Origin of the sequence: Helicobacter monodelphidis (genome assembly GCF_003288845.1) — a bacterium.
Classification (GTDB): Bacteria; Campylobacterota; Campylobacteria; order Campylobacterales; family Helicobacteraceae; genus NHYN01.
Window position 1 is genome coordinate 29046 of the sequence record NZ_NHYN01000007.1, and the last position, 20429, is coordinate 49474.

General features: G+C 36.8%; 18 protein-coding genes. 14 read left to right on the plus strand and 4 right to left on the minus strand.

The genetic code is table 11. The features are described from left to right. The first annotated feature begins 2 nt into the window (after positions 1-2). The 11 genes from secD to CCZ01_RS04625 are packed head-to-tail and all read left to right on the plus strand — an operon-like array spanning position 3 to position 14106. Positions 3-1718, plus strand: a complete 1716-nt coding sequence (gene secD, locus CCZ01_RS04575; protein WP_258436684.1) for a protein translocase subunit SecD — start codon at positions 3-5, stop codon at positions 1716-1718. A gap of 1 nt (position 1719) precedes the next feature. Beyond that, positions 1720-2706, plus strand: coding sequence for a protein translocase subunit SecF (secF, locus tag CCZ01_RS04580; RefSeq protein WP_112052055.1), 987 nt, complete (start codon positions 1720-1722; stop codon positions 2704-2706). Between the two features lie 14 nt (positions 2707-2720). Continuing rightward, positions 2721-3062: a DUF6394 family protein gene (locus tag CCZ01_RS04585; protein WP_112052056.1), complete on the plus strand. Its 342-nt coding sequence runs from the start codon at positions 2721-2723 to the stop codon at positions 3060-3062. 20 nt (positions 3063-3082) lie between these two features. Further along, positions 3083-5539, plus strand: coding sequence for a leucine--tRNA ligase (gene leuS / locus CCZ01_RS04590; RefSeq protein ID WP_112052057.1), 2457 nt, complete (start codon positions 3083-3085; stop codon positions 5537-5539). 12 nt (positions 5540-5551) lie between these two features. After that, positions 5552-6091, plus strand: coding sequence for an LPS assembly lipoprotein LptE (lptE, locus tag CCZ01_RS04595; RefSeq protein WP_112052058.1), 540 nt, complete (start codon positions 5552-5554; stop codon positions 6089-6091). Continuing rightward, on the plus strand, positions 6079-7566 hold the full coding sequence (locus tag CCZ01_RS04600) for a GGDEF domain-containing protein (protein ID WP_112052059.1): 1488 nt from the start codon (positions 6079-6081) through the stop codon (positions 7564-7566). The genes lptE and CCZ01_RS04600 overlap by 13 nt, the downstream gene beginning before the upstream one ends. Continuing rightward, positions 7563-8777 (plus strand): bifunctional folylpolyglutamate synthase/dihydrofolate synthase, encoded by a 1215-nt coding sequence (locus tag CCZ01_RS04605; protein WP_112052060.1) that lies wholly within the window; start codon positions 7563-7565, stop codon positions 8775-8777. The genes CCZ01_RS04600 and CCZ01_RS04605 overlap by 4 nt, the downstream gene beginning before the upstream one ends. Continuing rightward, entirely contained in the window at positions 8774-9808 is a 1035-nt protein-coding gene (locus CCZ01_RS04610; protein ID WP_258436688.1) for a peptidoglycan DD-metalloendopeptidase family protein, read from the plus strand. The genes CCZ01_RS04605 and CCZ01_RS04610 overlap by 4 nt, the downstream gene beginning before the upstream one ends. A 56-nt stretch (positions 9809-9864) precedes the next feature. After that, positions 9865-10269, plus strand: coding sequence for a bactofilin family protein (locus CCZ01_RS04615; protein ID WP_112052061.1), 405 nt, complete (start codon positions 9865-9867; stop codon positions 10267-10269). 16 nt (positions 10270-10285) lie between these two features. Continuing rightward, entirely contained in the window at positions 10286-13291 is a 3006-nt protein-coding gene (mfd, locus tag CCZ01_RS04620; RefSeq protein WP_112052062.1) for a transcription-repair coupling factor, read from the plus strand. Next, a complete protein-coding gene (locus tag CCZ01_RS04625) occupies positions 13288-14106 on the plus strand; it encodes a TIGR00282 family metallophosphoesterase (protein ID WP_112052063.1) in 819 nt (272 codons plus the stop codon). The genes mfd and CCZ01_RS04625 overlap by 4 nt, the downstream gene beginning before the upstream one ends. A gap of 19 nt (positions 14107-14125) precedes the next feature. On the opposite strand, the gene CCZ01_RS04630 is transcribed toward CCZ01_RS04625, so the two are convergent. From CCZ01_RS04630 to fliW, 4 genes are read right to left on the minus strand one after another with little or no spacing between them, the layout of a single operon-like run. Then, the gene (locus CCZ01_RS04630; RefSeq protein ID WP_112052064.1) at positions 14126-14479 is read right to left on the minus strand and encodes a transcriptional regulator; all 354 of its coding nucleotides are present in this window, start codon (positions 14477-14479) and stop codon (positions 14126-14128) included. Continuing rightward, positions 14466-15431, minus strand: a complete 966-nt coding sequence (gene miaA / locus CCZ01_RS04635; RefSeq protein WP_112052065.1) for a tRNA (adenosine(37)-N6)-dimethylallyltransferase MiaA — start codon at positions 15429-15431, stop codon at positions 14466-14468. Before miaA ends, CCZ01_RS04630 begins: the two co-directional genes overlap by 14 nt. Further along, positions 15428-16213, minus strand: a complete 786-nt coding sequence (locus tag CCZ01_RS04640) for a pyrroline-5-carboxylate reductase (RefSeq protein ID WP_146745217.1) — start codon at positions 16211-16213, stop codon at positions 15428-15430. Before CCZ01_RS04640 ends, miaA begins: the two co-directional genes overlap by 4 nt. Positions 16214-16231: 18 nt before the next feature. Further along, positions 16232-16657, minus strand: coding sequence for a flagellar assembly protein FliW (fliW, locus tag CCZ01_RS04645; protein ID WP_112052067.1), 426 nt, complete (start codon positions 16655-16657; stop codon positions 16232-16234). Between the two features lie 239 nt (positions 16658-16896). Here fliW and CCZ01_RS04650 point away from each other — a divergent pair, with 239 nt between their 5' ends. The 3 genes from CCZ01_RS04650 to CCZ01_RS04660 are packed head-to-tail and all read left to right on the plus strand — an operon-like array spanning position 16897 to position 20393. Continuing rightward, on the plus strand, positions 16897-17532 hold the full coding sequence (locus CCZ01_RS04650; protein ID WP_112052068.1) for an outer membrane protein assembly factor BamD: 636 nt from the start codon (positions 16897-16899) through the stop codon (positions 17530-17532). 18 nt (positions 17533-17550) lie between these two features. Further along, positions 17551-20019, plus strand: coding sequence for an endopeptidase La (gene lon, locus CCZ01_RS04655; RefSeq protein ID WP_112052069.1), 2469 nt, complete (start codon positions 17551-17553; stop codon positions 20017-20019). Next, entirely contained in the window at positions 20016-20393 is a 378-nt protein-coding gene (locus CCZ01_RS04660; protein WP_112052070.1) for a hypothetical protein, read from the plus strand. The genes lon and CCZ01_RS04660 overlap by 4 nt, the downstream gene beginning before the upstream one ends. The last annotated feature ends 36 nt before the right edge of the window (positions 20394-20429 follow it).

Consider the following 20429-nt stretch of genomic DNA (forward strand, 5'->3'; position numbering starts at 1 on the left):
GCTTGAAAGGTTTACTAAATCAGCGGTTTATCGCATTCTTTCTTGCATCTCTTTTTGGTATCATTTTAACATTACCCTCTCTCATCCCCTCTTTGCCAGGACCTAAAATTACGTTAGGGTTAGACTTGCAGGGTGGGTTAAGTATGCTTTTAGGGATAAAAACTGAAGAAGCTGTTGCCTCTAAAATGCGGACGTTAGGAGCATCTATCCATTTTTTTAGCAATCAAGAGGAAATTTTAATTAAGAATTTGAAATCAGAAGATGATATTATTTCTTTTTCTATCTTGGATACCGATGATCAAGCAAAAATGGATGCCTTTATTAAGCAAAATGGTGAATTTGTTGTACAATACGCAGACGGACAATACACTATCACAATGAGTGAGCAAGAAATTCTAAAAACACAGAATTACGCTTTAGAGCAAGCTTTAGTAACCATTCGTGACCGCTTAGACCAATTTGGTTTAGGTGAACCAAGTGTAACCAGACAAGGTGATTCCTACATTCTTGCGGAAATTGCTGGGGTGCACACAAAAGAAGAAGAAGAACGTGTTAAAGATTTAATTGCAAGGGCGGCTGTTTTACAAATGATGGCTGTTGATGAGGATTATAACGCAAGGGTGAACACAATGAGCACACAAGAGGCAGAAAATCTTGGTGATGTTATTTTACCTTTTGTTGATTCAGCACCCATTCAAGCTAAGAAAACAACTCTTAGGCAACTACAAAACGAATTAAAAACATTGCAAAATCAGCAAAGCTCGGATTTACACAGTATCAAAGCCTTAGAAGAGCGAATCTCAAAACTAGAACAAGATTTGCAGAAAGAAGATGCCCCAAGGGTACTTTTGCTTAAGTCCATCCCCATTCTTGATGGTTCGATGCTGACAAATGCAAATGTCGTTTATGACCAATATAATCGTCCAGCAATTAATTTCAGCTTGAATGCAGAAGGTGCAAAACGTTTTGGAGATTTTACTGCAAATAATATTAATAAAAGAATGGCTATCGTGCTTGATGGACGCGTGTATTCCGCACCCTCTATTCGTGAAAGAATTAGCGGTAGTGGGCAAATTACAGGGGAATTCAGTGAATCTGAAGCGAGCGATATCGCAATTGCATTAAGAAGTGGTGCGTTACTTGCCCCAATCGAGCTTTTAGAGCAACAAAGTGTGGGTCCAAGCTTAGGTAGCGATAGCATCGCTGCTGCAATGGTTGCACTTGTCAGTGGTTTTATTCTTACTGTACTATTTATGCTTTTTTACTACGGTATTGCTGGTTTAATTGCAAATATTGCCCTTTTTGTTAATCTTTTCTTAATTATTGCTATTATGGCAATGTTTGAAGCGACACTGACATTGCCAGGAATGGCTGGAATTGTGCTTACAATCGGTATGGCAGTCGATGCAAATGTTATTATTAATGAGCGGATTCGAGAATGCTTTAGAGAAGGAAAAAGTATTTTAGTAGCCATTGAGTCAGGTTACGAAAATGCACAACGAGCTATTTTTGACTCTAATCTTACCGCACTCATCACCTCTGTTCTTTTATATATTTTTGGAACAGGTGCGATTAAAGGTTTTGCGATTACAATCTCCATTGGAATTCTAGCCTCCATTCTCACAGCAATTGTTGGTACGCATGGAATTTATCAATGGTTATACCCACGCATTTCTGCGAATCGATTGAATCTATGGTTTGGCTATAAAGGACACTAGGATGGAACTATTTAGAAATAATCATATCTATAATTTTATGGGATTAGGTAAATATGCAGCAACTTTTTCAGCCTTTTTGATTATTTTAAGTTTTTTTTTATTTTTTTATAAAGGCTTTAATTATGGTATCGATTTCAATGGAGGAAGCATTATCCAACTACAATACACAAGCCAAATCGCACCAATTGCAAAAATTAGAGATTACTTAGAATCTAAACCAGAATATAAGGGAGTACAAGTAAGTGAATATGGTTCTCCTCAAGAAGTGATGATCAAACTCCCAACAACAAATTCACAACTCACTGGGGATACCCAAAGCACTTACACAACAAAAATTACGGAGGAATTAGCATTTACTGGAGACTTCAGCATTCGTCGTTCGGCTATGGTAGGCCCAAAAGTGGGAGATGAATTACGACAGAAGGGAACGATTGCTCTCCTTTTAGCAAGCTTAGGTATTCTAGCTTATGTTGCATTCCGCTATGAGTGGAGGTTCGCCATTGCTGCCGTCCTTGCTTTAATGCATGATGTCATCATCGCTTGTGGTGCAGTTATTATTTTTAACGTAGATTTTGGATTAGATGTTGTTGCAGCTCTCCTTACATTGCTTGGGTACTCTATTAATGACACCATTATTATTTTTGATCGTATTCGTGAAAGAATGCAGAAGGATAAAAGCTTTAACTTAAAAGAAGTAATGAATGAGGCAATTTCAAGAACTCTTTCACGCACTGTTTTGACAAGCTTAACAACAATGTTCACCGTTGCAACTTTATTCTTTTTTGGAGGGGAAATTATCCGTGGATTTAGTTTACCAATGCTTGTTGGCGTTATTGTGGGTTCTTATAGCTCCATCTTTATCGCTGCTTTATTTGTGCTTTGGCTTGGTTTTGACCTCAAGAAATATCGCGAAAACCTTGTTCTAAAAGAAAAGCAAAAATTAGAAAAGCAAAAATTGCGTGCCTCTTATGCACAGGGTAGAATTTAGCACAAGGAGAAAAAATGGATTGGGGTAAAGTAGTCTTTGTTTTTTTTAATTTAATGTCCCTAACCTCTATTGCAGGTTATCTCTATGAACAAACTGCTGTAATGCTTTTTATTGCAGCCAGTGTTAATATTATTTCAACAATTCTTAAAATTGGGGTAAAACATACTCTTGCTGCTGAAATGCTTGCAAGTTCGCTTGTAGCTGATTTACATCTTGTTCCAGCATTTGTCTATGAACAAGCTTTAAATGGAGGAAATGTTGCTATTGCCCTTGCTGTAGGTGCTTTAGTGGCAAATATATTTTCTGCTGCTTTAATTATTGTTGAAGGTGCCAAAAGTAATGATGTTGAGTATTAATAAATTTTAAAGGATTCTGAATGGAATACAATCCACGTTTAATCGAAAAAAAATGGCAAGAAATTTGGAAAAAAAATAAGAGTTTCGAACCTCAAGATGACTATAAACGACCTAAAAAATATATCCTTAGTATGTTTCCTTACCCAAGCGGACAGATTCATATGGGACATGTTCGTAATTACTGTATTGGAGATGCGTTAGCAAGGCATTATCGTCAAGATGGCTATAATGTTTTGCATCCTATTGGCTGGGACGCTTTTGGGTTACCCGCAGAAAATGCAGCCATCAAACATAAGACACACCCAAAAGATTGGACATATAACAATATTGCACATATGCGAAAGGAATTAGAGACCTTAGGCCTTTCTTTTTCTCATCAAAGAGAGTTTGCAACATGTGATCCAATTTACTCGCGTTGGGAACAATCCCTTTTTATTGAAATGTGGAAAAAAGGGCTAGTCTATCGTAAAAAAGGTTTTTTAAATTGGTGTCCGCATGACCAAACAGTTTTGGCGAATGAGCAAGTAATTAATGGACGTTGTTGGAGATGTGATACAGAAGTAGTACAAAGAGAAATGTATCAATATTACTTAAAAATTACTGCTTACGCAAAGGAACTTTTAGAATCCTTAGATTCTTTACAAGGTGCATGGCCTAATCAAGTCATTACAATGCAACAAAATTGGATTGGGCAAAGCGAAGGATTAGAATTTGACTTTCGATTAGATTCTGAATCTATCCAAAAATTAAACGGGAAATTCACAGCTTTTAGTGTGTTTACAACACGTCCGGATACGCTTTATGGCGTAAGTATCGCTACTCTTGCAGTTGAACATCCAATTGTGCAATTTATGCTACAATCAAATCTCCTTGAACCCAACATTATTAAAGCCCTCACTAAAATGCAAAATACAACAGCAAAAGAAAGGGCAATGTTACCTAAGGAGGGTTTTGCATTAGGAATCAGTGCTATTCACCCCTTAAGTGGAGAAAAAATTCCGATTTGGGTAGCAAATTACGTTTTGATGGAATATGGAAGTGGAGCAGTGATGGTTGTCCCAGCCCACGATGAAAGAGATTTTGAATTTGCAACATCATTTAATCTTCCAATCAAACAAGTAATTGAAAGTGACAATTCGAGTTCACTGCCCTACTGCCAAAAAGAAGGAAAGCTGATCCATTCTGATTTTTTGAACGGGTTAACTCCTACAGAAGCAGCAATAAAGGTAATTCAACACTTTGAAAAAGAAAAAAAAGGGCAAAAAATTACCCATTATCGCCTAAGAGATTGGGGAATTTCAAGGCAACGTTATTGGGGAACACCAATTCCTCTTATCTCCTGCCAACAATGCGGTATTGTACCTGAAAAAGATGAGAATCTTCCTGTAACACTTCCCTTAGATATTCAAATTGATGGTGAGGGAAATCCCTTAGAAAAACATGACACTTTCAAGAATTGTCTGTGTCCTCAATGCGGAAAACCTGCAACTCGTGAAACAGACACAATGGACACTTTTATGGAATCAAGCTGGTATTTTTTACGCTATACAACTCCACCTCATCTATGGGAAAAACAAGCCTTCGATGAAGATTCACAACAATATTGGCTTGGCATTGATGAATATATTGGAGGAATTGAACATGCCATCTTACACCTCCTTTATGCAAGGTTCTTTACAAAGGTTTTAAGAGATATGAAAAAAACTCATATCAATGAACCATTCTCCCACCTCCTTACGCAAGGTATGGTCTTAAAAGATGGGGCTAAAATGTCAAAAAGTAAGGGGAATATTGTGAATCCAAGTGATATTATCAACACCTATGGTGCAGATAGTGCAAGATTATTTATTCTCTTTGCAGCCCCACCCACAAAGGAATTAGAATGGAACGATAATGCCCTTGAAGGTGCTTTTCGCTTTATTAAACGTTTATTTCAAAAGGCGGATTCTGTGCAAAAAACCTCTCAAATTCCAAAAATTGAGACAAAAAACCTGAATGCGATGGAAAAATTGGGGCGCAAAAAAGTATATGAAGCCTTACTAAAAGCAAATAATATCTATGAACGCAAAAATGAATACGCCTTTAATACATTGATTGCTACTTGTATGGAAGCATTCAATGCTTTAAACGCACAAACAAATATTCAAGTTCTGACAGAGGGTTATTTCATCTTGCTACGTTTACTAGAACCCATCATTCCTCACACTGCAAGTGAATTAAGTGAAATTTTATTTCAGCAGACAAATTTTTATTGCCACATTCCATTAGATACTGATGCATTAAATAGCGATTCCATCAAGTTTGCCATCACTATCAATGGTAAAAAACGTGGTGAAATTGAAGTCGACACAGAATGTCCACAAGAAGAAGTTTTGCATTTAGCAAAAATTGAAGTTGCAAAATGGCTGGAAAATATGCAAATTATCAAAGAAATTATTGTTCCTAACAAGTTGGTTAATTTTGTTATTAAACCCTAATGCGGATAATGTATGCGTTGTCTTCTTGCATTGATTTGCGGATTCTTTCTGTTATATGGTTGTGGCTATAAGCCTATTTCAGCTTATAATCGTGAAACTTTTGGAGAAAGGATCTATGTTGACACAAAAATTAGTCGTCGCGACCCAGAAAATAGCGTTCTTTTAAAAGATGCCTTACTTGCAGCCATCACAGAACGGTTAGGTACAAAAGTTGCAACCTCCAAAGAAGAGGCAGACTCAGAAATTAACGTTGAAATTGCACGCGTAATATTTGCCTCTTTGTCAGAAAATCGCGATGGCTTTACGAATTTTTATAAAACTTATGTTACACTCAACTTTACATACAAAGACATTCATGGTAATGAGGGTTATATGACAACGATCGGACGTTATACTTTTTCTATAGATACTTCATCAATTCTTACAGATGCAAGGCGCTTAGATGCTATTAAACAGGCAAGCCAACAAGCACTTGATGTTTTTGTTTCACGCGTGGCTATCTTAGAATACAGACAACAAAACCAACAGAAAGATATTTCATGGCAACCCTAAAAGATGTTGTACGCAATGCGTTAATTCGTATCCAAAAAAATGGACAAATTGCAACCCCAGAACTCTATCAAGAAGCTTTTTATGAGGAAGCAAAGCGACTTGGAGTGAATACAGAAAACTCTTATTGGAGAACAAATTGGATTAAAAAACTTGATACTAGAACAAGAAATTCGATGCAAGGTTTTCCGATTAAAACGCAAGATGATTTTATCTCATTCCTTAGCTCTACAATCACACGACTCAATAGTACAGGTGATGGTAAAGAGCAACTTCTCTTATATCGCGATTTGCTTGCAATGTTTTTGCGACATTATGCGTCAACAGACCCTACACAGACTAATTATAATCTCATTCGTAAAACATTAGATTTTCTTGATGGTAATACACAAATTTCTCTACAAAGCCTTAAAGATGGTTGGGCAAATGCATTCAAAAAAGAATCCCCCACCCCACCACCAAAAGAACAAACAAAAACAGCATCAGAAGAAGAATCAGAAGAAAATTTGAGTTTTTTCTTACCTCTATTGCGACCTTCACTCACAGAGATTCGTAAAGAAGCTATCCAAAAGGCGGAACAAATGCTTCAAGTCAATCTCATGGAAGTCGTTAAAGAACAGCTGATTCACACTTTAGAACTTGCACTGAAAGAAAGAATACTCATTGATCGTTCCTTATTAAACGCAACAATCAAGAAACATTCCAATGAATTAGAAAATGTTTTGGAGGTTGTAGAAGCAAAAATCTCCTCCTTACAGATTGCAAGCGAGATGATGTCTCAAGAAGTTATTTCTAGCAATCAAAATCTAACCGAACTGTCCTTAGAAGAAAAAACATTACTTGAATTCAAAAACGATATGGCACAAATGCTAAACCAATGTCAAGAACGTTTTGAACACTTACAAGATTCAATGCATCAAACCAAAAACAGCTTAGAAAAAATCTCTGATAAGGTTGGTTATGAAAAACAAGCCAATCCGCCACCTAAAAGCACAGATACACTCACAGGCGTTCTAACAATGGATTCTTTATTGGAAATTATCGAACACCAAGAATCTCTTTTTCAAGAATACCAACAAAGTTATTCTGTCCTGTTTATCGATATTGACAATTTTAAAAGAATCAATGAACAAAATGGACAAGAACCTGGGGATAAAATTCTTGCCACTTTTGGAAAACTACTCAAAAAAGTTGTACGAAGAAATGACCATGTTGCAAGATATGAAGGAGAAGAATTTATCGTCATCCTTGTAGGCATGGATCATTTTGACTCTTCATATATTGCTGAAAAAATTCGCAAACAAATTGAAGAAAGTACTTTTGTTTACGAGGATAAGCAGATTAAAATCACTGTTACTGTAGGTGTAGCCGATAGAAAAGAGGAGAATAGCTTTCAAAACATCTTAAAAATTGCAGCAATGCGTATGCGTCAAGCGAAAAAATTTGGTTACAATCGTATCAATGCAGGAACAATATGATAACATCTATCAACGACTATTTAAAACAAAAAGAATCTGAGTATCGTGCATTCGATAAGCAACGTTTCGTGATAATTTTCAATGCTTTAAAACCAAAAATTCTAAAAAAATTTGCACCTGCAAAAGAACCCAAAATGATTCATATTGTCGGTACAAACGGCAAAGGAAGCACAGGAAGATTTTTAAGTTTAATGATCCAAGCCAGCCAAAAACAAGTCGGGCATTTTGTGTCGCCCCATCTCTTTGATTTTTGCGACCGCTTTTGGATTAACGGACAAATTGTGTCGCATAATCAACTTTTACATATCCACAAACAACTTGAATCAATTTGTGATGCCGAAAGCGTGGCTTATATTCATAAAATGAGCTATTTTGAATATGCCACCACTCTTGCATACTGTCTTTTTCTTGGTTTAGATTATGCGGTTATTGAAGCAGGATTGGGAGGAGAATTTGATTCTACAACACAACTAACAAGAATATTAAGTCTTTTTACGCCTATCAGCCTTGACCATGAAGAACTACTTGGAAACAATATTCAAGATATTGCCCGCACAAAAGTGCGTAGTTTGTGTGCTTATGGGATCGTTGGATATCAACCTTTTTTAAATGAGATTCAAGAAGTTTTCAAAGAAGTCATACAAGAAAAAAATACAAATAAAATACCAGCAAAACTTGAATTTCTGCAATATTTTTCTCTGTCAACAGAAGAACAAATATATCTAAATTCCAATAATCTCCCCACCTATCAGCAGTATAATTTTGCATTAGCAAAGGCAGCATTATCTTACCTAAAACTTCCTTACCATCCTGACCGAATGCAAAAATTCGATCTACAAGGGAGAATGCAGAAAATAGCAGAAAATCTTTATGTTGATGTTGGACATAATCCTCAAGCCGCTGAATTTGCTGCAACATCTGTTTTTAAGGATAAAAAATTTGAACTAATTTATAATTCTTATCGTGATAAAAACTTCAAACAAATCTTACGAATTTTTAAGCCCTTTGTGATTAAAATTCATATTTTAATTATAGAAAATAACTATCGCATTTTACCAATTGACGAATTGGTAGCCTACCTAAAAGAATTAGATATTCCTTTTGAGTTTTTTTCTTTTCCTTTACGAAAAGAAAGCAGATACTTGGTATTCGGCTCTTTTAGTGTTGTTGAAAAATTTTTAAAATATTACGAAAGCGAGAAAAATCAATGAAACAAAACTCAAAACCTGCCGGCAAACGTATGCAAGATAAATTTACAATTACCATTACCGACTTAAATGGTTCTAAACAATACAATATTCACCAATTTGCGAAATATATTCTCTTTTATGTTCTTTTGTTTATTTTTACTCTCATTCTGGTTGCTTTTATTTCTATTAAGCTCCTTCTAGGTGAAATTTCCACAATTGAAGAAAAACGCAATAGCCTCATCGAAGAATACAACACCATCACACAAAAGAATGAAGATTTGGAAGCAGAAATCACCCAAAAAAGTAATGATTTAAAAATGATTAATGGACGTGTTCGCTCTTTAGAGGGCTTTATTGGTTTAAGTGAGAGTGAAGAGATGAATTCTACACTCACTGTCGACCCTAAAGAAATTCTTAATCGTGTTGACTTAGCACAAATAACGGCAGAACAAAAAGGTTTTACAATGCGATTAATCCCAAATGGTTCTCCAATGGAAGGTGATGTTCAGGTATCAAGCTCCTTTGGCTACCGCTCCCACCCCTTAATGAAACGACGCGAATTCCACACAGGCACAGATATTAGAACGCCTATTGGAACACCTATTTACTCAACAGCTGATGGCGTTGTTGCTTTTTCGCAAACGGGCTATAATGGTGGTTACGGAGTAATGGTTAAGATTGATCATGCCTATGGATTCCGCACGGTTTATGCACACTTGAGCAAAAGTGCCGTATCTGCTGGAGAGTTTGTCAAAAAAGGGCAATTAATTGCTTATAGTGGGAATACCGGCTTAAGTACAGGACCACATCTACATTACGAAGTTTTATTTTTGGGTGACAGACTAAATCCACGTTCTTTTATCGCATGGACTATGCGTAATTATGACCATATCTTTGCCGAAGAGGAAAAGGTGAAATGGAAATCGCTCATGGTGATGATTGATGGCTTAAGAGAAGCGGTTAACGAATCTGCATTAGTAACAATTGAAGGTAGCAAAGAAGCTGCAAAGGCACTTGGTGGAGGAGAAGAGAAGCAACAAGGTAAAAAATAACATCTTTGTTTGGCATATTATGCTACAATTCATTTCAACCAAAAAAGGAGAAAGAGATGGCAATGTTTTCAAGTAATGATAAGCAAGTAAGCACAAATCACAATGGTACAACAATTATTGCGGCAGGCACAACAATCAAGGGTGAAATTCTTGCTGAATGCAATTTGCATATTGACGGCAATTTTGAGGGCAAAATCCATTCAAGTAGTAATGTAACAATCGGAAAAGGTGGTGTTGTTGGGGGTGAAATTACAGCAGATAAGCTCATTGTGAGCGGAAAATTTAACGGCACAACAGACTGCAACACAGTGGAAGTTATGCCTAATGGACGCATTGATGGGCATGTCATTACCAATGAATTGGTAATTGAAAGAGAGGGATTCTTTGTTGGTGAAAGTCGCATTAAAGGTGAAAGTAATGCTTTCATTCCCCCAACACAAAACAATAGTAACGACGACTGAATATAAGGTTTAAAGGGTGATTGAATCTGGGCTATATGCGTATCTGCAAGAATCAACACTTGATATTTTGATTCTCAGCGATGACACACAAGCACAGAAAGCAAAAGAAATCAGTCAGCTATTGCATTACGAAGCATTTGTCTTAAATGATTTTCGTGCAAAAAGAGGTGATGATTTACGCAGTTATCGAGAGGAGATTCAGAATAACCTTGCAATCTTGAGACAATATTATCAATGCAAAGAGCAAAAAATTCTTCTTACCCCTTTTAGTGCAGTTTTATATCCACTTCCAAAGCCATCACTTTTGCAGGAGATATTCTTGGAGGTTGGGCAGGAGATTAACCTTAAGTCTTTCTGCTCACAACTTCTAGCTTATGGCTATGAATTTGTTGAAATTATTGAATCAGCAGGAGAAGTTTCTGTACGTGGTGATATTATCGATATTTATCCACCCGCTCATTCATTTGCTTATCGCTTGAGTTTTTTTGACCAGGAATTAGAGTCTATTCGCTCCTTTGATTTGCAAACGCAACTTTGTTCCAAAGAAGAGATTCCACACCTCTACATTCCTGCTGCATTTCTCTCACTCACACATGAAGAATATGAATATTTACAGCTTGAAATTCAGCAATCAGAGTTTGAAAGCTTGAGCCATGATTTAGCAAGTCTTGGTTTTTGGCACTTAAAAAATGAGTGGACAGAATATATTTTTCAAGGCAAAAAAATTCTTCTCTCAACAGAAGCACAACAGGAGATTCAAACAGAAATTACCCTACTACCTCCCCATTTAAAACAAGAAAAAGAAATTCTACAAATGCTATCCACAAAGCCGTTTATTGTGCAAAAAGAAGGTTTTACGGATTTCAAAATTCCTGCTGGCATTGGTGCATTAGAAAGTTTTTTGCAAATCCATGCCAATAAAAAAATCCATATTATTGCAAGAAATGAAACGATTTTTCGTCATTATAAACTTCTTAATTCCCCCTATAACCTCATCTATGCACCCCTTCATATTAACTTCTTAACACCTACAGAAGTTTTCATTTCTCTCAATACAACTCCACAAAAACGCAAGATTCGCAAGAGTAGCCTTATTTTAGACGAAATGAAAGTCGGCGATTATGTCGTGCATAAGGATTATGGAATTGCACTTTTTTCAGGAATCTCGCAAGAAAAAGTTTTGGGTGCATTAAGGGACTTTATTGTTTTATCTTATGAAGGGGAAGACCGCCTTTTACTTCCGGTAGAAAACCTCAATTATATCGACCGCTATATTGCAGAAAAAGGTAGCCTGCCTGCTATAGATAGACTTGGAAGTGGATCTTTTTTAGCTATGAAAGAGAAGGTTAAGAAACGACTTTTAGAAATTGCTGAAGAAATAGTTGCTCTAGCAGCAAAGCGAGAACTCATTGCCGGCGAGAAATTCAATACAAGCTTGGAAGAAATTTTCCTTTTTCAAGCAGATAGCGGTTTTGAATACACTCCCGACCAACAAGAAACTATAGCCGATATTTTTACCGATATTTCAAGCGGAAGAGTGATGGATAGACTCTTAAGTGGTGATGTAGGATTTGGAAAAACAGAAATTGCAATGAATGCAATATTTGTTTCTGTAATGAGCGGTTTTCAAGCTGCTATTCTAGCCCCAACAACACTTCTTGTTTTACAACATTTTCATACACTACAAGAACGATTTTCAAAGTACAATATTAAGGTTGTTCGACTTGATCGCTTTTTAAGCACAAAAGAGAAAAATAGTGTTCTTAAACTCCTTGAAAGCGGAGAGGCACACATTGTTATTGGCACACACGCTCTCTTAGGCGTAAAGTTCAAAAAATTAGGCTTGATTGTTATTGATGAAGAACATAAATTTGGAGTCAAACAAAAAGAAAAAATTAAACAATTAAGTCAAAATTTACATACACTTTCTATGAGTGCAACCCCTATTCCGCGTACGCTGAATCAGGCTCTTTCAAATATTAAATCCCTAAGCACACTCACAACCCCACCCAAAAAAAGGCAAGGTGTTCGCACTTTCGTTAGAGAGTACAATGAAAATCTCATTAAAGAATGCATACAAAGGGAATTAAGGCGCGGTGGACAGATTTTTTACATTCACAATAACATTGCCACCATTCAAGATATCGCACAAGATTTGAATGACCTAATTAAAGGTATTAAAATTGGCATTCTGCATTCCAAAGTTGATGCGAAACAAAGCGAAGATATTATGCTTGAATTTGCGGAAGGGAAAATCCACATTCTACTCTCAACTTCCATTGTTGAATCAGGTATTCACCTCCCAAACGCAAATACAATCATTGTTGATGGAAGTGACCACTTTGGTATTGCGGACCTACATCAACTTAGAGGACGCGTTGGTAGAGGTAATGTAGAGGGATTTTGTTATTTCTTAATTTCAAACAAAGATCATCTTACACTAGAAGCAAAAAAACGTCTACTCGCTTTGGAGTCCCATTCTTCACTAGGTAGTGGCTCTATTCTTGCTTATCAAGATTTAGAGATTCGTGGCGGTGGCAATCTCTTGGGCGAAGCACAAAGTGGGCATATTAAAAATATTGGTTATGCTTTGTATTTAAGAATGCTAGAAGAGGCTATTTACTCATTTACTTCAGAGAAAAGCATAGAAGAAAGAGGTGTTGACTTAAAGCTTAGTGTTAGTGGTTTTCTCTCTGCGGAACTTATTTCTTCAGACAGATTGCGTTTAGATTTATATCGTCGCTTATCGCTTTGTGAAGAATTAAGCGATATTCTTGCAATTGAATTAGAAATTTCTGACCGATTTGGACAACCTGATCGTTACACAAAACAATTCCTTGAACTCATTACCATCAAAGTTTTAGCAAAAAAATTGCAAATAAAAATGATTGTAAACTACCAACAAAAGATTACGATTTTCTATCTTGATGATTCTAAGCACCAAATTGAAGCAAATAGTCGTGATGAAGATGACTTACTTCAGGCTATTTTAGAATATCTCCGCAAAAAGATTAACTTATGAGAATTGGCTTTATCGGTGACATTATCGGAAAACCTGCTAGACAAATTATTCAAGCAAGATTGCAAGAAATTAAGCAAGCACATAGCTTGGATTTTGTCATTGGGAATGGCGAGAATGCAAGTCATGGTTTTGGGTTAAGCATTAGCTCCGCTCAAGAACTGTTTGCAAGTGGCATTCATGTTTTAACTGGTGGTAATCACACTTGGGACAAAAGAGAAATTATGGAGCTATTAAAAGGGGATTCACGCGTTTTGCGCCCCCACAATTACCCAAAAACATTACCTGGTAGTGGCATCGGACTCTATGAATGTTGCTCCCATACATTAGCCGTCATTAATTTAATGGGACATTTTGGTATGCCACATGTTGATAACGCATTTCGTATGGCGGAAGAAATTATCTCTCACCTGCATTCACAAGATATTCGGCACATTATTGTCGACTTCCACGCTGAGGCAACAAGTGAAAAACGTTCACTTGCTTGCATCCTAAATGGAAAAGTGAGTGCTGTGATTGGTACACATACACATATTGGAACTGACGATTTAGAAGTACTGAATGGAACACTAAGCGTAAGTGATGTAGGGGCTTGTGGGTGTATGGATGGTGTGATTGGAATGGACAAAACCGCACCATGCGAACGATTCTTAACTGGCTTACCATTACGTTTTGAAATTCCTTCACAATGTCGCAAAATTTTACCAATGATTATTTTAGAACTTGACTCCAAAGGAAAATGTACTGTAGCCTATAAGCTCCGCACTATCGATTCTGCACCACCACAAAGACTTTTTGATGCCTATTTTTATAAATAAATAATAGATTTTACTTGCACTACTCAATAATAAGTTTTTTCGTTTTTCGTTTTGGAACGGGAAGTAAGGGTATGAGAATCTTTATTACAGACCCTAACACTTCAAGATTTTCAATATCAAGAATATAACCCTCCTTTGCCCCATCATAGGCGAATCCAAGCTCATTCTGACTTAAAATCTTTTCTAAAACCTCGTATTTTTTAACAAAAAGTGTGTCATTACAAAGTAAAAATATAGGTTTTTTAGACTCTATCCCCTCATGCACATAGATACAATATTCACCAAACATTTTTCTTGCACTAAATTTATAAACGCTCCCGCACATATGGAGTTGCTCAAGCACAAAATCCTTAAATCCTTCACTTGATGCCATCAAAAAATCCTCCCATTTTTTTTGCATCTTTAAAATATTGAATAATCTTTTGTGTAATTTCTTGCGTATTGCCACGAAACACTTGATATCCCTTAAATTGCGTACGATTAAATGTACATTGCCTTTTAGCAAGTTGTCTTGTATGGATAACAATTTGCTGATTCAAATCCTCCAAAGAAATACGACAAGAGAGATATTCAAGGGTTTCTTTAATGCCTATACTTTTCATAGGTTGAATATTATTATATTTCTGTGCTAAAGCACTCACCTCATCAATCAAGCCAGATTCTAGCATCTTTGCCGTCCGCTCCTTAATGTGTTGCTCAATCTCTGTGCGTTCCTTGACAATCTCAAAAATGGGGATATCCCTCAATATAGGAGATTGTCTTTGATGAGATAAAAAATATTCACTCGGTGTTTGCGATGTTGCAAGATAAATTCCTAATGCCTTCTGAACACGAAAAGTGTCGCCCTGTTTCAGAGTCGCCGCATACTGTGCATCAATATCTTGTAAAAAAGCATATCCGCCACCCCGACAAATAATGTCCCTAAGTTCTAATTTTTGTGCTTCATTCAACTTTGGAGGCGGATTAGACAAGCCCTCCAAAAAACTTTTTAAGTAAAAACTACTTCCACCAACAATCAGCAACCCTGCCGATTCTTCTTTAGCAATATGCAGGACATCTTTTAACGCTTCCATCATCACTCCTGCATGGCACAATTCATCAGGTTCTAAAATATCAATACCATAATGAGGAACTTCCTGCAAAACTTCTTTAGATGGCTTTGCGGAAGCAATATCAATTGTTTTATAAACAGATAAAGAATCAATAGAAAATAATAAAATTTTTCTCATTGCTTGCTGTAAATGCCGATAAACCTCTAAGGCAATATTACTTTTCCCTGTGGCAGTTGCACCAATCAAAGCAACAACTTTAAGGTATGAATTCACGAACGACTTTTTTGGATAACAGCATGAATTGCGTCAATAAATGCTGAACGCAATGCACGCGACTCAAGCAATGCAACCCCCTCAATTGTTGTGCCTGAAGGGCTTGAAACTTCCTCTTTAATGGACACTGGATGCGTTTCTTGCAGTAAGGCAGAAAACCCCTCAAAAAGCCCTCTCACAAAAGCATTGGACTCCTCTCGACTTAAACCTTCCCTCACTCCAGCATCGCTCAACGACTCTGCAACCATCGCTAAATACGCTGGTGAACAACCTGAAATTGCCATACCTGCTTCAAATTTTGATTCACTCGAAAGCCAAAAAACTTGCCCACAAGACCCAAAAACTTTGCTTGCTAATTCTTCTTGTTTATGTGCATATAAGGCGGTGAAACTTTTTTTGTGCCGTGCTGCAATATTAGGCATTGCCCTTACAAAAGAATCCGCACTAAAGGCTAACTCTAGCTCCTTTAAAGTTACAAAAGCGGCTATAGAATAGACTGCTTTAAAATGCCCATTAATACGAACAGAAGAAAGGGCATAAGGCTTTAATGCAAATAAGAGGATCGCCTCACCCAAAAAATCTTGCCTTGCAATTTGCCCGCAAAAATCCTCACCTGTACAAACCTCAATCTGATTTTTGGAACATTCACATTTCTTCGCAAGACACAAAGCCTTCTGTTGATTTCTCCCTGCAATGCAAAGGGAAAAATCTGTATAACTAGAGAGGCTTAAGGCAATCGCCTCCGCCATCTTGCCATAACCTAGAATGTAAATTTTTTGCATACAAAGCCCCACTACCAATCAAGAATCAGAAGGATCTCCTTCCTCAATAAAAAATGAGGATATCGGCTCTTCAATACCATATGCCGGATACCTAGAAGTTTCTAATACAACTTGCCCCATTGTTTTATTATCAAAATTAAATAAAACTGGTGCAAGAAAATTCACGGTAGATCTCTCTAATGGATTTGTTATCACCATCATATTTAAAACAAGCAAATTCGTTTTTTCTTGAATATCAAGTAAAATTTTTAATGCAATAGGAATTTCGAACTCGTATTGTCGCAACATATAAGGATTTACCATCGTAAAACTCGGTGCTTCAGCATCACGATTCCGCAAACGCATAAAAAGATCATCAATCCTCTCCAATGTCATGCATGCAACATCTTCGAAACCAAGTATCGGCGACTTCACCTCAAATTCTAAAGACTTCACCTCATTCATAAATGCTCCCTTGTAAAAATTGAATTTTTCATCTCAAAAACCCTTAATAAAGCCTCTTGCTATTAAAATAGCTCCTCCTTGATTGCAAAAAGCTATTGAAATTCTAGCCTAGAATTCAACAAAAATCAATTTCTTTGCAACTCTTAGCCTATTATAATGACTAAATCGGTATAATCTCTCGCTTTTTTAGAGTTTTTTGAAAAAGTTGCAAATTTTTATCATCAAGGTTCTAAAGGATTATGAAAAAAATTGTTGCTGTATTCTTTGTTGCATTACTTTTCATAGGTTGCTCTCAAACAGAGGCAGAATACGACAAGCCTGCCGATTACTGGTATGAATCTATGCTAAAAGAGATTCGCTTTGGTAATTTAGAAGGGGCTGATGATCGTCTTGCTTCCTTGCAAAGTGAACACATCAATTCACCACTTATTAAAGAAGCAATGTTGATTTTAGCCAATGCACACATGGACGAAAAAGAATATATTTTAGCAGGTTTTTATTTTGATGAATATCTCAAGCGATTCGGTAATGCACAAAATCGCCCATTTATCGCCTATATGAAAATTAAGGCGAACTATTATGCTTTTGAAAGAGAGAATGTCAATCAGCAGCTCTTACTTGAAAGCATCGCTGAAGCTGAAGAATACCACAAACGTTATCCCTCGTCACCCTATCGTGCATGGGTAGATTCCATGCTCGTAAATTTTTACTTAGGACAACAAGCGATGAATCTTGAAATTGCACGCATATATAATATGCGAGATGCTCATCAAGCAGCCGATATTTATCGTAATGAACTCCCCTTTTCTTGGGTAAGAGAGATTAAAACTGAACCCGCTAAAATAGCATGGTATCGCAAACTTTTTAACTGGTAAATACCGAAAGGAACATAAATGACAGAAATAGAACAAGAAAATACCCAACAATCTGATTTTCCAACAGAATTACCCATCCTTATAGAGGACAATATATTCCTGTATCCCTTTATGATTGTCCCTATTTTTGTGCATGATGAAGCAAACATAAAAGCAATTCATTATGCGATGGAAAACGGAGAAAAAATCTTTATCACTACATCAAAAAGTGGTTCTGAAGAAAGTCGCTCCATGGGTAGTTTTTATCATGCTGGAGTCATTGGCAATATTATGCGTAAGGTTTCCCTGCCCGATGGACGCGTTAAGCTCCTTTTTCAAGGTTTAGCAAGAGGGCGAATCTTAGAATTTCGCGGAGAAAATCCGTTGGTGGGTATCATTGATATTTTACCCGCACGCAACGGGGATCCGCACCGCATTGAAGCCATTTTAAGCGTATTAAAGGATAATCTCAAAACTCTTGCAAATTTTAACCAAAGCTTCCCTGCCGATTTATTGCGAACAATTGAAGAAAATCAGGATCCACACCGCATTATCGACCTCATTTCTAGCACAATCAAACTCAAAAAAGACCAAGCCTATAAAATTTTTGTCGAAGAAGAGGCAGAGGAGAGGCTACTCTTACTTGTTGATTATATCATTGAAGAGATTGAGGCATTAAAGCTACAAAGAGAAATTAAGCATAAAGTCCACAATAAGATGGAGCAAATCAATAAAGAATATTTCTTAAAAGAACAACTCAAACAGATCCAAAAAGAATTGGGTGTCGACGTGCAACGCGATGAGGAAATTGAAGAATATCGTAAAAAGCTTGAATCCATCAAAGAAAATGTATCTAAGGAAGCCTATAAAGAAATCAAAAAACAAATCGATAGACTCTCGCGTATGCACCCCGATAGTTCCGATGCCAATGTATTACATAATTATGTTGAATGGATGCTCGAAATCCCATTTGGTAAAGCTTCCACAAAAAAACTATCCATCAAAGAAGTAGGTAAACAACTCAACAGTGATCATTTTTCTTTAGAGAAGCCGAAAGAACGCATTGTTGAATATTTTGCTGTACGCGAACTTCTCAACCAACGTGGCAAGAACCAAAAGGACTCAAAAGGGACGATTCTCTGTTTTTATGGGCCTCCTGGCGTGGGTAAAACCTCCCTTGCAAATTCAATCGCAACTGCCCTCAAACGTCCTCTTGTTAGAATTGCTTTAGGAGGTTTAGAAGATGTAAATGAGTTAAGAGGGCATCGACGCACCTATGTTGGGGCAATGCCCGGAAGAATCGTGCAAGGGCTTATTGACGCTAAAGAAATGAATCCAGTAATGGTTTTAGATGAAATTGACAAAGTTGGACGCAGTTATCGTGGTGACCCAACCTCTGTTTTGCTAGAAATTTTAGACCCGGAACAAAATAGTGAATTCAGAGATTATTATGCAAATTTTAATATTGACCTTTCTCAAATTATTTTTATTGCAACTGCAAATGATGTTGGCTCTATCCCTGCCCCGTTACGCGATAGAATGGAGTTTATCGAAGTGAGCAGTTATACTCCACAAGAAAAATTTGAAATCGCAAAAAAATATCTCATTCCGCAAGAACTAAAAAAACACGGGCTTCTTGCTTCCGAAGTCAGTATTCAACCAACTGCATTAAAAGAAATAATTGAAAAATATACACGCGAAGCTGGAGTGCGAAATTTAAGGCGTCGGATTTCTCAAATTATGCGTAAATCTGCAAAAATCTTGCTTGATGAAGGGGAAAGCACAAAAATCACACTTACCCCCAAACTCTTACCCACATTCTTGGATAAAATTGTTTTTGAAATTGACGAAGCAGACAAGAAAGATACAGTTGGGGTTGTGAATGGATTGGCATGGACAAGTGTAGGAGGCGATGTCTTAAAAATTGAAGCACTTAAAATTAAAGGTAAGGGTGGATTACAACTCACAGGAAGTTTGGGTGATGTTATGAAAGAGTCTGCAAAAATTGCCCTAAGCGTTGTTAAAGGCTTGATTGACGAAGGGATCCTCCAAACTCCAAAAGCTCCACATAGCCAAAAAATGATTGAAAAAATACAAAAACAAAATGAGGTTGCATTAGAAGAAATTTATAATTTCTATGATTTACATTTACATGTGCCAGAGGGTGCAACACCAAAAGATGGACCAAGTGCAGGAATTGCAATGGCAAGTGTCATTGCCTCAATTCTTGCAGATTTACCTATCAGACAAAATGTTGCAATGACAGGCGAAGTCACATTGAGAGGGAAAGTTTTGGCCATTGGAGGATTAAAAGAAAAACTCATTGCCGCTCATAAAGCAGGAGTTAAAAAAGTTCTTATTCCTAAGAAGAATTTTGAGAGAGATTTAAAAGATATTCCAAAAGAAGTCTGTGATGCCTTAGAGATTATCCCAGTTACACAGATCAGCGAAGTATTCAAAGAAGTTTTGGTTACTCCAAAACAAATTCATTCAAAAGGAAAAAAATGATTATTGCAGTACCGGTTTTTGATGATGGATTAAAAATTTTTACAAACACAGGCCATAGCCCTTATTTTGCAATTTTTGAACAGAAGGGAAAGGGAATGTTTAAAAGCTTTGATTTACTTGAGATGCGTACAAACCCACGAGGCAACAAAGAAGCTGAAAAGGGTTGTTCGCATTCTGAAGATGAGGATACAGAAGCCCATATTCATGGACATTTGGTTTTGGCAGAGATGGTTAAAGGTGTGGATATTGTGCTTGTCAAACATGCTTGTGCAAACACAACGAAAGTAATGCAGAATGCGGGTGCAAAAATTTGCAAGATTCCCCAAAATATCCAAATGGCAAAGGAGGCATTAAGCCAAGCAAATATGCAATAAAATTGGCCAAGTAAATAAAAAGGGGTTGTAAAATGC

Bases quoted from the DNA above. Each gene is read 5' to 3' on its own strand.
- CCZ01_RS04600 (WP_112052059.1), top strand. From the start codon at position 6,079: ATGGCAACCCTAAAAGATGTTGTACGCAATGCGTTAATTCGTATCCAA.
- CCZ01_RS04625 (WP_112052063.1), top strand. From the start codon at position 13,288: ATGAGAATTGGCTTTATCGGTGACATTATCGGAAAACCTGCTAGACAA.
- lptE (WP_112052058.1), top strand. From the start codon at position 5,552: ATGCGTTGTCTTCTTGCATTGATTTGCGGATTCTTTCTGTTATATGGT.
- lon (WP_112052069.1), top strand. From the start codon at position 17,551: ATGACAGAAATAGAACAAGAAAATACCCAACAATCTGATTTTCCAACA.
- CCZ01_RS04630 (WP_112052064.1), bottom strand. From the start codon at position 14,479: ATGGCATCAAGTGAAGGATTTAAGGATTTTGTGCTTGAGCAACTCCAT.
- CCZ01_RS04605 (WP_112052060.1), top strand. From the start codon at position 7,563: ATGATAACATCTATCAACGACTATTTAAAACAAAAAGAATCTGAGTAT.
- secF (WP_112052055.1), top strand. From the start codon at position 1,720: ATGGAACTATTTAGAAATAATCATATCTATAATTTTATGGGATTAGGT.
- CCZ01_RS04650 (WP_112052068.1), top strand. From the start codon at position 16,897: ATGAAAAAAATTGTTGCTGTATTCTTTGTTGCATTACTTTTCATAGGT.
- CCZ01_RS04610 (WP_258436688.1), top strand. From the start codon at position 8,774: ATGAAACAAAACTCAAAACCTGCCGGCAAACGTATGCAAGATAAATTT.
- CCZ01_RS04615 (WP_112052061.1), top strand. From the start codon at position 9,865: ATGGCAATGTTTTCAAGTAATGATAAGCAAGTAAGCACAAATCACAAT.
- CCZ01_RS04660 (WP_112052070.1), top strand. From the start codon at position 20,016: ATGATTATTGCAGTACCGGTTTTTGATGATGGATTAAAAATTTTTACA.
- leuS (WP_112052057.1), top strand. From the start codon at position 3,083: ATGGAATACAATCCACGTTTAATCGAAAAAAAATGGCAAGAAATTTGG.
- CCZ01_RS04640 (WP_146745217.1), bottom strand. From the start codon at position 16,213: ATGCAAAAAATTTACATTCTAGGTTATGGCAAGATGGCGGAGGCGATT.
- CCZ01_RS04585 (WP_112052056.1), top strand. From the start codon at position 2,721: ATGGATTGGGGTAAAGTAGTCTTTGTTTTTTTTAATTTAATGTCCCTA.
- fliW (WP_112052067.1), bottom strand. From the start codon at position 16,657: ATGAATGAGGTGAAGTCTTTAGAATTTGAGGTGAAGTCGCCGATACTT.